This is a genomic window from Actinomyces sp. AC-20-1, from assembly GCF_023369555.1.
Taxonomy (GTDB): Bacteria; Actinomycetota; Actinomycetes; order Actinomycetales; family Actinomycetaceae; genus Actinomyces.
This window is the reverse complement of the sequence record NZ_JACJVC010000009.1, coordinates 78,875-90,910: the sequence shown is the minus strand read 5'-3', so window position 1 is coordinate 90,910 and position 12,036 is coordinate 78,875. Positions and strand designations below refer to the sequence as shown.

Here is a 12,036-nt window from a genome sequence, read left to right as displayed (position 1 = left end):
CGCCCGCCCCGCGCCGCCGGGCAGGAGGCGGCCCGCCGCGAGCACGAGGCGCGACAACGGCCCGAACAGGACGCCCAGCTCCGCCACGCGCAGCGCCCGCGCCGCCACCAGGTAGGCCAGCGTCATGAGCACGGCGGCCAGCAGCACGGTCACGAGCGCGTCCGTCGCCCGGGTGCCCGTCATCGACCCGTCCGCCGGTCCCAGGAGCCGGCGCACCCCCCACCCGACGACGAAGGCCACGAGGGCCGCGCCCACCAGGCGCGCGTAGGTCGAGGCCACCCGCCGCCCGTCCAGGCTCGGCAGGTGGCGGCGCAGCAGGGGCACGACCGCCGCCGAGGCCGCCGCCAGGGACAGCGCGTTGGCGGCCGCCGCCCACGCCATCCACTGGTTGGCCGGCGCCAGCAGGTAGGCGAGCACGCAGCCCAGCACCGCGACCCCGCCCACGACGCAGTCCGCCCGCACGAGCCTGCGGGTGTCGGCGTAGGCCAGCATGACCCGCTGGGTGGTGAACCAGATGCCCTGGAAGGGGATCCCCAGGGCCAGCACCGTGAGGATCGGGGCGGAGGCCGTCGCCTGCTCCAGGGAGATCGAGGGGACGAAGAGCTGCAGGGCCGGGGCTGACAGGGTCGCGATCCCGACGGCGAACAGCACCGTGAACACGCCGACCGAGCGCAGGCCCAGGGACAGGTCCTCACGCACCCCCTCGCGGTCCCCGGCCGCAGCCTTCTCGCTCATGCGCGTGAACAGGGCCGTGATGACCGAGGTCGTCACCAGCGACTGGGGCAGCATGTAGACGAGCAGCGCGTTGGCGTACATCGTCGTCGAGGGCACGATGGTGCCCGCGTACTCGGTCGACTCGGCGGCCGTCACCGCCCGTGATCCCAGGTTCGTCACCGCCAGGTCCCCCAGGGAGACGACGGCGGTGCCCACCAGGGCCCACAGGGCCACCTTCGACATCGAGCCCAGTCCCGTGCCCCTCAGTCCCCACACGATCCGGGGACGGAAGCCCGAACGGCGCAGCGGCACGTACAGGACCAGGGCCTGCAGGGCGATGCCCAGCGTCGTCGTGCCACCCACCAGGGCGATACGGCCCGCGTCCCACACGCCCGGGTCCTGACCCTGGGTGTAGCCGCCGTACAGGCGCAGGTAGGCCAGGATCGCGACGATCGAGATGACGTTGTTGAGCACCGGCGCCCACATGTAGGGCCCGAAGTTGTGGCGGGCGTTGAGCACCTGCCCCCACAGGGCGTACAGGCCGTAGAAGAACACCTGCGGCATGCACCAGAAGGCGAAGGCGTAGGCCAGTGGCTGCCAGCGGTCCAGGCCCGAGGCGTACAGCGTGATGACCAGCGGCGCCGCGACGGTCAGGAGCGCCGAGATGAGGGCGATGGCGGCGGCCGCCGCCGTGAGCAGGCGGTTGACGAGCTCGTCACCGTTGCGCTCGCGCATGACGCGCACGATCTGCGGCACGAGGATCGCGTTGAGGACACCGCCGATGATGAGGTTGTACAGCTGCGTGGGCAGCATGTTGGCGACGTTGAAGGCGTCGGCGGCCCCCGAGGCGGTCGCCCCCAGGGCCGCGATGAGCAGCGCGTTGCGCACCAGACCGAGCAGGCGCGAGGCCAGCGTCCCGGCCGCCATCACCGCGCTCGAGCGCGCGATGGAGCTCTTAGCGCTCATGCCTCCCCCTCCGTCGGCGTGCGTCGACCCCGACGCACCGTGCGCACGATGCCGGCGACGAGGACGAGCACCAGCAGGCCGGCGACGACGCGCGTGCCCAGGTTCTCCCAGTCCGCGTGCACCCGGGTGAGGATCGCCACCGGCGTGCCCACGCTCGTGCCGTCGGGGGCCAGCAGGTCGATCGTCACCGTGACCTCACCCGAGCCCACGGCCGTGATCGGCACGCTCACCGTCGCCTCCCCCTGCGCCGGGACCGTCACCTCGACGTCCTCGGACACCTGCAGGCGCGTCGAGCTCGGCTTGAGGTGCACCCGCACCGTCACGTCCTGGTCGAGGGAGGACACGACCCGCACCGGCATGGACGCGGACTGCGCGATGACGTTGATCGTCGACGACGGGGCCGCGCTCAGCCCCGCCGCCACCGTGTCCCTCAGGCCGGCGACGGCGGCCGTGTAGGCGCTCCTGCCCGCCGTGTCCGTGCGCCAGGCGCTCGACACGCAGGCGGACACAACCTCCGTGGCCCCGCCGGTGACGGCCTGGGGGTCCGACAGGACCGTTGCCAGGGTCTCCAGGCCCGCCTCGGCCTGCCGAGCGGCGGCCAGGTCCTCGGCGGTGAGCTCGCCCTCCGCCTGGGCCACCTCCGGCAGGGGCTGGCGCGCGGCCTGCTCGCCGTTCGTCTCGTCCTCGCGCGCGGAGCCGACGAGGGAGCCGAGGTCCTGCGGCACCGTCCAGCCGGCGTCCAGCAGGGCGTCCAGTCGCTCGTCAAGAACCTCGGCGGTCTGGTTCGCGGCCTCGGCGCGGCTGACGGTGACGACGACGTCACGGCCCACGCTCGGCGCCTGGCGCACCCGCACCGCGGTGTCCGCGCGCAGCAGCTGGCGGGCGTCGAGCCCGTTGAGCGCGGCGCCGTCGGAGGTGCCCGAGGCCGCGTCCGACAGGTCCTCGTCCGGCACGAGCACCGCGCGCCCGTTGACCGTCGTCGTGCCCGAGGGCGTGTAGAAGAGCTCCTCGGCCACCGGCAGGTCACCGGGGGAGGCGATGACGGTCGTGACCGTCTCCGGCAGGAGGGACAGGGTCGCGGCGTCGAGCGGTCCGGTCGCCAGGGCCGTCGTCGTGCCGGAGGACAGGTCCGTGCCGAGGGCGTCGTCCAGCAGGGAGGCCTCCTGGTGCGCACGGGTGAGCGCGCTCGCGGCCAGGTCGGTCTCGCCGAGGTGGGCCAGTGAGGCGAGGTCCGCGTCCTGCCAGGCCAGGACGACGACGTCGCCCGCCTCACGCGCGTCCGTCAGGGCCCGGGCGAGCTCGGCGCGGGCCCGACGCAGAGTCACCGAGGGGTCCGGGGGCTGGGAGGTGGGTGTCGCCGTCGGAGCGGTGCCTGGGGCGGGGGCCTGCGTCGGGGCCTCCGTGGGGCCGGAGTCCCCCGGGGTGGCGGCCGGGTCCGGGGAGGCTGTGGCGGAGGCGGCCTCCTCCTTGTCCAGGGGCAGGCCCAGGGCCTCAAGCAGGGAGGGGTCGACGGCGAGCACGACGCCCTCGCGCGCCAGGCCCAGCAGCGCCGTCACCCGCTGGCGCAGCGCCGTCACCTCCTGGGCCTCCTCGGCGGAGGCCTCGGCCGGGCCCGTGGGGGTGGTGGAGGACAGCAGGGCCGTCATCTCGGCCGCCGAGGCCGCGACCGGCACGACGGCCGTCACCCGGGAGGCCTGGGCGGTCGTGCCCGGGTCCCACAGCAGCAGCGTGCGGTCCACCGCCACCGTGTCATAGCCCTCGGTGAGGATGACCTCGACGCCCCGGGGCCCCCACTGGTCCTCATCGGACAGGGGCAGGTCGGCCGCCGGCACCGTGATCGAGAAGCTGCGCGTCTCACCGGGGGCGATGTCCTCGGTGTCCTCGACCCGCACCTGGCTCACCCGGGTGCGGCGCGCCTGGGCCAGCCACAGCTCGAGCTCCTCGACCGTCACCTCCGTGCGGGACTGCACCTGCACCACGAGGCTCGCCTCGTGCACCGGACGGTCCGTGCCGTTGGTGACCGATCCCGTGATCGTCACGGACTCCTCGCTGGTGAGGACCTCCGGGGCCAGCGAGTCCACCGAGAGGGTCACCTGGCCCTCGACGTAGGGGGCCGTCGTCGTGCCGGCCGGGGCGACCCGGGTGGACGCCGTGCTGGCCGGGGACGGCCCGGCAGCCGCCTGGGCGCAGGGCGGGGCGACCGCCGTCGGCACAAGAAGCACCGCGGCAGCCGCTGCGGCCGCCCAGGCGCGCAGGAGGCGAAGCCCCACGGACCTCACCCGTCCCCGACGAGGATCTCGCGGGCGGCGGCGACGATGCGCCGCTCATTGGGGTAGGCCAGGCGGCGTGAGACCTCGTCCAGGTCCACCCAGGCGACATCCTCCGCCTCGTGGTCCGGGTCGTTGCGCGTCGTCAGCTCGCCCCCGATCGCCTCCAGCAGGAAGTGGTGCACGACCTTGTGGACACGGTGGTCGTCACCGGCGAACCAGTAGTCGATGGTCGCCAGGTGGCGCAGCACACGGCCGGTGATCCCCGTCTCCTCCGCGATCTCGCGCACCGCCGCCTGCTCGGCCGTCTCCTCGCCCTCCAGGTGGCCCTTGGGCAGGCACCACTCCAGGCGGCCCCCACGGTTGCGCCGCGCGATGACGGCGGTCACCGCCCGGCCGTCCTGCACGTCGATGACCAGGCCGCCCGCGCTCGTCTCATCGACAACAGGCAGGTGGCGCGCACTCGCCCGGCTCGGCTGGGAGCCGACGTGGGGTCCGCGAGTGCGATGGCTGGGCATAGAGGACACTCTAGGCGGTCGAGCCAGGTAGGTCGGCCGTCGCCCGGTCCACGTGGCACCCTTGTCCAGATGAGCGACCCGAAGACGACGACGAGCACTCCCGCCCCCGGCCACCGGGCCGGGCAGGTCCCGCCGGGGGCCACCGCCCGCCCGACGACCGACCTCAGCCGGGACGCCGCGGGCCTGACCGCCACCGCCCGCGAGGCGCTCGCCCACCTGCCGGCCCCGCTCACCGCCCTCGGCCACCGCTTCGCGCGCGCCGGGCACGAGCTCGCCCTCGTCGGCGGGCCCGTGCGCGACGCCTTCCTCGGCGTCGCCCCCCACGACCTGGACTGCACCACCTCCGCCCGCCCCGACCAGACCGAGGCGATCCTCACCGCCTGGGGCGACGCCTGCTGGGACGTGGGCAAGGAGTTCGGCACCATCGGGGCCCGCAAGGGCGACGTCGTCGTCGAGGTCACCACCTACCGCACCGAGGAGTACGAGGTCGGCAGCCGCAAGCCCGTCGTCGCCTACGGCGACACCCTCGAGGGGGACCTCACCCGGCGCGACTTCACCGTCAACGCCATGGCCCTGCGCCTGCCCGAGCTCGAGCTCGTCGACCCCTGCGGCGGCTTCGCCGACCTGGCTGCTGGCGTCCTGCGCACCCCGGTGAGCGCCGTCCAGTCCTTCGACGACGACCCCCTGCGCATCATGCGTGCCGCCCGCTTCGCCGCCCAGCTCGGCTTCGACGTCGAGCCCGACGTCATGGATGCCATGAGCCTGATGGCCGGCCGGCTCGAGATCGTCTCGGCCGAGCGCGTGCGCGCCGAGCTCGAGCGCCTGCTCGTCTCGCCCTGGCCACGGCGCGGTCTCGAGCTGCTGGTGCACACGGGCGTGTGCGACGTCGTCCTGCCCGAGCTGTCCGCCCTGCAGGAGACCGTCGACGAGCACCGGCGCCACAAGGACGTCTACGAGCACACGCTCACCGTCCTCGACCAGGCCATGGACCTGGAGACCGGGCCCGAGGGGCCCGTGCCCGCCCCCGACCTCGTGCTGCGGCTGGCGGCGATCCTCCACGACATCGGCAAGCCCGCCACCCGCCGCTTCCTGCCGGGCGGGACGGTCACCTTCCACGGCCACGACCACGTGGGCGCGCGCATGACGAGGAAGCGGCTGACGGCCCTGCGTTTCGACAAGCAGACCGTGCGCGACGTGTCCCGGCTGGTGGAGCTGCACCTGCGCTTCCACGGCTACGCCGACGCCGGCTGGTCCGACTCCGCCGTGCGCCGCTACGTCACCGACGCCGGCCCCCTGCTCGAGCGGCTGCACCGGCTCACCCGCGCCGACGTCACGACGCGCAACAAGCGCAAGGCCCGGATGCTCGACGCCGCCTACGACGACCTCGAGCGGCGCATCGCCGAGCTCGCCGCCGAGGAGGAGCTGGCGGCGATCCGCCCGGACCTGGACGGCGGCCAGATCATGGCCGAGCTGGGGCTCGAGCCCGGGCCCGTGGTGGGCGAGGCCTACCGCTTCCTCATGGACCTGCGCATGGAGAAGGGCCCGCTGGGCGAGGAGCTGGCCCGCCAGGCCCTGCGCTCCTGGTGGGCGGCGCGGGACAAGTGAGGGCTGGGGCTCTCCGTCACGGGCCGAGCAGAGCGGCCGGGACGACGGCGATGCCGTCCTCATCGCGGTACGCCCGCCTGCCTGAGGTGACGACGACCGCGTCGGCGAGCCGGTCGCCGAGCCGGTCCCGCAGCCACGTGAGGTGACGGGTGGTCCCGGGCCGGGGTGCTGCTCCGGCTTTGACCTCGATGGCCACGACACGTCGGTCAGCGCCCTCGACGACGATATCGATCTCCTGCCGTCCTCCTTTCGTGCGCAGGTGGTGCACGCGGGCTCCGCACAGATCGGCATAGACCTGCGTGCTCTGGATCACGAGCGACTCGAAGAGGGGTCCGAGCAGTCGCGTCCTGCGGGGCACTCCCCGAGGTGTGGTCATGCTCGGTCTGCCGACGCCGAGGAGGCTGGCGGCGCCGAGGCCGAGGAGACGGGCCGCCAGGGCGGGATCGCACATCTGGTGCTTGTCCATCCCTGTCAACCTCGAGAACTCGTTCTCGGACGGGGACCATCCTGGCAGGGGATCCAGGAACCAGACCGCCTCAAGGATGTCGCGGTACGTGCGTGCGGTCGAGGACGCCAGTGGACCTCCATCTCGTCCCCCGGCGAGGCTGTTGATCGCGTCGTAGGTGGCACACGTCGAGATGCCCGCGGCGTAGGCCTGCATCCAGTCCTGCAGGCCGCGCGCCCTGCGCGGTGTGCCGTCCGCCAGGTCGTGCAGGGCCGTCTGCTCGAGGTAGGAGTCGAGCTGAGCCTCTCTGGCGAGGGGTGGCAGCTCCCGGATGGCGGGAAATCCTGAGCGGAGGATCTCGTCGACGTACTGGTCGAGGCCAACGTGCGTGGCACCGCCGACCGTCTCGCTGCTGTTGCCGACGAGCAGTGACGCGAGGCTGACCGTGGGGGTCTCGATGCCCCGCTCGGTGAGGCTGAGTGGACGCATTCTCATGGTGGCGATGCGTCCGGCTCCTGTGTGGACGGGTGCCTGGGCCGGTGAGGCGGACCCCGTGAGAATGAACCGGCCGGGTGCGGGGTCAAGATCGACCGCGCGTCGCACCCGGTCCCAGAGCTCGGGCATCCTCTGCCACTCGTCGAGCACCAGGGGAGGGTGGGTCTGCTCCACCAGGTGGGCTCCCAGGATCGAGAGCTGAGCGCGCTCGTCCGGGTCGTCGACGGGGATGAAGGTTCCCCCGTGCCGTCGTGCCAGCCACGTCTTCCCCACTCCGCGGGCGCCCTCGATGCTGATGGCGGCGAGACCGGTGAGCAGCTCGCGCAGTCGGGGCTGGAGGAGCCGGGGGAACTCTCGTGCCATGACCGAGATGCTAGGGACTGGTGGGTGTGCCGTCATCTGACGGGCACCGCCTTGTGGATCCGTGCCCAGCCTCGGGGCTCGGTGCGTCTTCTGCGGCAGAGGTCTGACTGGTACGCCGGGTGCCACGCTCACTGCGATCCACGTGAAACGCTCATTCTGGTCCACTTGAAATGCTCACAATGGTCCACTTCGATCTCTGGATACCGAGCGAAAACGGGCGGCGATGGGCGCAGTCCGGTCGGGTTCCCAGGCGTACCGGTGACGGGGTGACACGGGACACGCCATGATCTACGATTTTCCTGTGTTCTCCGCGCAGGTGGAGGTCGAGGTTGTACCCATGACATCCGGGTTGATCGCCTCGTGCGTCCCCGAGTGATCGGGGGTCAAACTGTACTCATGATAAATCTTCTTGCACGTTGAGATCGAGGAGACCGTGACGCTTCCGTCATTCGAGGAGTTCTTCGCAGCCCTCACGGGCTACCGTCCAAGGGCCTACCAGGTCGAGCTCGCACGACGAATGTCTCGGGGCGAGCTGCCCGGCGCCCTCGACGTGCCAACGGGGATGGGCAAGACCCTCGCCGTCGTCGTGGCGTGGTTCTACGCCCTCGCTGTCGATGTCGCGGACGCAGGACCTGTGCGGGACGTCCCCATGCGTCTGCACCTCGTCAGCGACCGGCGGGTCGTCGTCGACGACACCTACCGTGCGGCCACCCTGGTGCGGGACCGCCTGGTGGACGCGGCTGACGGCCCGCTCCTGGCCGTGGTCTCGGTGCTCCGTGGTCACCTGGAGCTCGAGCCGAACGACGCCGTCCTCGAGGTCCTCCGCATCCGCGGAGGCGTCGTCGACGACGATGCCTCTCCCGGTGCTCGTACCACCGGCCGTGCCAGTGGGCTCACGGAGCACACACGACACCCTGCCGTACCGGCCATCGTCGTCGGGACGCTCGACATGCTCTGCTCACGCCTCCTGTTCCGCGGGTACCAGCTCTCCCCACGTCGACGCAGCATTGACGCCGGGCTCACGGGCGCGGACACGTGGTGGGTCCTCGACGAGGCGCATCTCGCACCGCAGACGATGCGGACACTCCTCACTCTCGAGAACGCCGGACCGGTGCTGCTCGGTGATCTCACTGGTGTGCTCCCGAGCCTGCGCGTCATGGCCATGACGGCCACACCCGTTGAGGCAGTCGACGACGTCCTGTGCTGGGACGCTCACCTTGAGCAGGCCCAGGACCCGTCGCTAGTGGGACGGCGCACCGCGCGCGACATCCTCCCGGTCGAGGTGGTTGAGGTCGACGGCGACGCCGTGCCTGCCCTTGTCGCACCCGTGGTGGACCTCCTTGAGAACCTGGGCAGGGGTGACGGCGTCGTCGTCTTCTGCACGAGGGTCGTGACGGCCAAGAAGGTTCGCAAGGCGCTCGAGCGCCCGTGCTCAGACGCAGGGGTCGGGATCGAGATCCTCATGGGAGGTATGCCGGAGGCCCGCAGCCGCGAGGTCGTCGACAGGCTCGCAGGGCTGCGCACAGGGGCCTCGGACCGGTGGGACGCCGATCCCGTGGTCGTCGTCGCGACCTCGACTCTTGAGGTGGGTGCTGACCTGGACTTCACCCACCTCGTGACGGAGTCCGCCGACGCGAGCGCGTTGATCCAGCGCCTCGGGCGCGTCAACCGGATCGGGGCACGGCGCGACGGCAGCGTGCGGATCGTCCACTCCACCAAGGGCAAGGACCCCGTGTACGGCACCACAGCATGGGCTGTTCTCGAGGAGCTGCGAGGCGCCACCACACTCGGTGAGGTCGTCGAGAGGCTGCGTCGCGGCCCCGCCGAGCTGCGCCTGCGGTCCCAGGAGCCGGTAACGATCCCCCCAACTGTGCTGGGTGCTTACACCCGCACGGCAGGATCCCGCAACGACCCGCCAGTCACGCCGTGGATCCGCGCGCTGGAGGACCCGCGTGGTGAGGTCGTCGTCGTGGCGCGGACAGAGATCGGGCTCATCGCGGAGAAGGCCGACAAGGCGCTGCTCGAGGATCTCGCCGAGGAGCCACCGGACGCCCGCGCTGAGGGATGGACCGTTCGCCTCGCCGACCTCAAGGATGTGCTCCGCCCGGTCCTCGAGGCGGACTCCGCGGTCGTGCTTGACCCCACCGGAGCACGTGAGCCGCGGATCGTCGAGCAGGTGGGAGATCTCGCCACCGTGAGCCCCGGTGCGGTGATCGTTGTCGAGCCCACGTGCCTGGGGGCTGCCCTTGGTGTCCCTGATGCCGGCCGTGACCTGTCCGACCGCGTGGTTCTCCCCGGTGCGACCACCTCCCAGATTGTCATGACGCTCCAAGAGGAGGCTGCTGAGCCTCGCTCCACGATCCTCACCGATCTCCGGGCCGAGGTCGGATCGGTGAGGCAGGAGGAGGTCGGGGACTCCCTTCTCGAGCTTGCTGAGAGTATCCGCGAGAAGGTCGACGGTGTGCTGGCCGTGGACCTCCTGGGCAGAGACTCGGCGCATCCGTGGTTGAGGCTCCGGATCGTGGCCCCTGCGGCTGAGAGCACGGAGCGTGCTGTCACCCTGGACTCCCACAGTGCCGACGTGGCGGCTCTCGCCGAGCGCTGGGCACGGGCCCTCGGCCTGCCCCGCGACGTTGTTGCCGACATCCGGATGGCGGGGCTGTGGCATGACGCCGGCAAGGGGTCGTCTGAGCTCTTCCAGGCCTCGCTGAGGATGCGTGAGGGCCCTGACGGCTGGCTCATCCTAGATGGTGAGGATGGCGGCCCTCCACTGGCGAAGTCGGCGCTGCCCCATCGCCTTCATCGCCGGTCGCTGGCGCTGGCCGGCGTCCCGAGAGGATGGAGGCACGAGGCGGCCTCAGCCGCTCTCCTCGACGAGGCGCTGACAGCCGAAGTTGTCAGAGCCGACGACGCGGAGCTCGTCCGTCACCTCGTCCTTACCCACCACGGGTACTTCCGAGGGCTCGGTCCGGTCCTCACCGGGACCGGACAGGCCCGACAGGAGCCCTATCAGGATCTGGGAGACTCACGGTGGAGCGACAGGTCGCGGGACTTCCGGCGCCTCAACGCCAGGTACGGCGTCTACGGGCTCGCGCTGCTGGAGGCCATTGTCCGCCTCGCCGACTGGGAGGCCTCGAGGAAGGAGCAGCTCGATGACTGACGCGAGAGTCCCGGCGACCTACCGGCTGAGGTCGCTCAGCGGGCTCAGACCGGCTCATGTGCTGTGCGCCTGGGGCCTGACCTCACTCCTCCCGGGGGCCACCATCCACTTTGAGGGCACGTGGGGGCAGCCCGTGATCACATGGGAGGGAGTTCCGACGGCGCTTGCCGAGCGCGCTGCGATCGAGCTGGCGGCACGCCTGTGGGGGCTCGGAGAGGGGCCGTTGAGGGGGATCCAGACCACGACGCCGTCGCGCAGCCTCATCAACGCCGTGGTGGGCCGGGACTGGGAGGGAGTTCACGACGGCGGGGGTCTCGCGGACCCCTCGGTGATCCGCACCTTTGACCTTGCAGGCTCGGCGAGGACGCCGAAAGGCGATGAGGCAGAGGTCCAGGTCCCAGCCGCGGCGCTGACTTTCCTCACCGGCAGGGGATACACGGCGAAGTCGGTGCAGGACACGTGGGAGCTCCTGGGTGCCACGACGGCGCAGGAGGCGCGCGAGCGCGCGGAATCGGAGATCCTGCTGCTCCTGGACGGGACGTTGACAGTCGTTGAGGCAAAACCGGGGCTGAGGTTCTCCGCCAGCGCGACGATGCCCCGGACGACGTCCGGCTCCGAGAAGTGCGATGTCCAGCCGCTCCTCGACCTGCTCGCCCTGTGCGGGCAGATGCTCATCGAACCCGCCCAGAGGACGGTCACGGAAGCAGGGCTGAGAAAGGGACTCATGTGGTTCCTCAATCCGGTGCCCCTGTCGATTGAGGCGGTGGTCGATCTCCACGAGGCTTCGCCGAGTGGTCTTCCATGGCCCAGAAGGTCCGCACGGATCCTGACGGAGCCGGCGGCCAAGATCAGCTACCTCGCGCCGAGCGAGCCCTTCGGCGAGACGAACGGAGGACACCGTGCCTGACCAGCGTGTCTCAATCCCTCTGCCCCAGGCTCTGCCTGCGTTGGCGTCACCCGACGGCGTGCACAAGCTCGCCATGTCCTACCTCCCCAACCTGCACGGAGCGTCCCGGGCGATCCGCGCCGACCTCCATGTCCTCTACCGGCTGTCCCTGCCCACCGAGATCGATGGGACCACGGGCCACCTGGTCATCCGCTTCCGAGCCCCGGACATGATCGAGGGGGCTGAGGAGATCGATGCTCCCGATGTCCTCCATGCCGGTGACCGTGTGACGGTCCGCGTCGTCGCTGAGAAGCGCCGGGAGGATGACGACGGCCGGACCAGGACCCGTCCCGTCCTCGATGAGGAGGTCGAGACCTGGGGGAAGGCGCTGTTCGAGCGGCACGGTGTCACCGTTCACGACTTCGTCTCCTCCAGGCGCTGGCGGGTCGGCGAGCGCGGCTCCAGATCCTTCACGATCCGCGACCTCACCGCCACGGTCTCCTCGGTCACCGAGGACAGCGAGGTCCTTGCTCGAGGTCTCGGCCGGGGCAAGGCCTTCGGTTACGGCATGCCCATCATCCTGTGACCGCGCCCCGGTCCCACCAGTCCCTCAACCC

Annotated in this window: 8 protein-coding genes; 4 read left to right on the top strand and 4 right to left on the bottom strand. The window is 71.4% G+C overall.

The window, feature by feature from the left end; all coding sequences use genetic code 11:
• From murJ to H6X67_RS07075, 3 genes are all read right to left on the bottom strand, one after another.
• The coding region (gene murJ, locus H6X67_RS07085) for a murein biosynthesis integral membrane protein MurJ (RefSeq protein ID WP_502797304.1) at positions 1 to 1,680 on the bottom strand (1,680 nt) is incomplete at its 3' end.
• On the bottom strand, positions 1,677 to 3,950 hold the full coding sequence (locus H6X67_RS07080) for a DUF6049 family protein (RefSeq protein ID WP_350337787.1): 2,274 nt from the start codon (positions 3,948 to 3,950) through the stop codon (positions 1,677 to 1,679). The genes murJ and H6X67_RS07080, both read right to left, overlap by 4 nt.
• Positions 3,951 to 3,955: 5 nt before the next feature.
• Complete coding sequence (locus H6X67_RS07075; RefSeq protein WP_249367716.1) at positions 3,956 to 4,465, bottom strand: NUDIX hydrolase; 510 nt, start codon at positions 4,463 to 4,465, stop codon at positions 3,956 to 3,958.
• A gap of 69 nt (positions 4,466 to 4,534) precedes the next feature.
• On the opposite strand from H6X67_RS07075, the gene H6X67_RS07070 reads away from it, so the two are divergent.
• A complete protein-coding gene (locus H6X67_RS07070; RefSeq protein WP_249367717.1) occupies positions 4,535 to 6,070 on the top strand; it encodes a CCA tRNA nucleotidyltransferase in 1,536 nt (511 codons plus the stop codon).
• 16 nt (positions 6,071 to 6,086) lie between these two features.
• Here the strand turns inward: H6X67_RS07070 and H6X67_RS07065 are convergent, their stop codons facing one another.
• A complete protein-coding gene (locus H6X67_RS07065) occupies positions 6,087 to 7,373 on the bottom strand; it encodes an ATP-binding protein (RefSeq protein ID WP_249367718.1) in 1,287 nt (428 codons plus the stop codon).
• Positions 7,374 to 7,806: 433 nt separating this feature from the next.
• Here H6X67_RS07065 and cas3g point away from each other — a divergent pair, with 433 nt between their 5' ends.
• From cas3g to H6X67_RS07050, 3 genes are all read left to right on the top strand, one after another.
• Positions 7,807 to 10,533: a type I-G CRISPR-associated helicase/endonuclease Cas3g gene (gene cas3g, locus H6X67_RS07060; protein WP_249367719.1), complete on the top strand. Its 2,727-nt coding sequence runs from the start codon at positions 7,807 to 7,809 to the stop codon at positions 10,531 to 10,533.
• Positions 10,526 to 11,440, top strand: coding sequence for a hypothetical protein (locus H6X67_RS07055; RefSeq protein WP_249367720.1), 915 nt, complete (start codon positions 10,526 to 10,528; stop codon positions 11,438 to 11,440). The genes cas3g and H6X67_RS07055 overlap by 8 nt, the downstream gene beginning before the upstream one ends.
• Positions 11,441 to 11,513: 73 nt before the next feature.
• Entirely contained in the window at positions 11,514 to 12,005 is a 492-nt protein-coding gene (locus H6X67_RS07050; protein WP_249367721.1) for a type I-E CRISPR-associated protein Cas6/Cse3/CasE, read from the top strand.
• Positions 12,006 to 12,036: the final 31 nt, after the last annotated feature.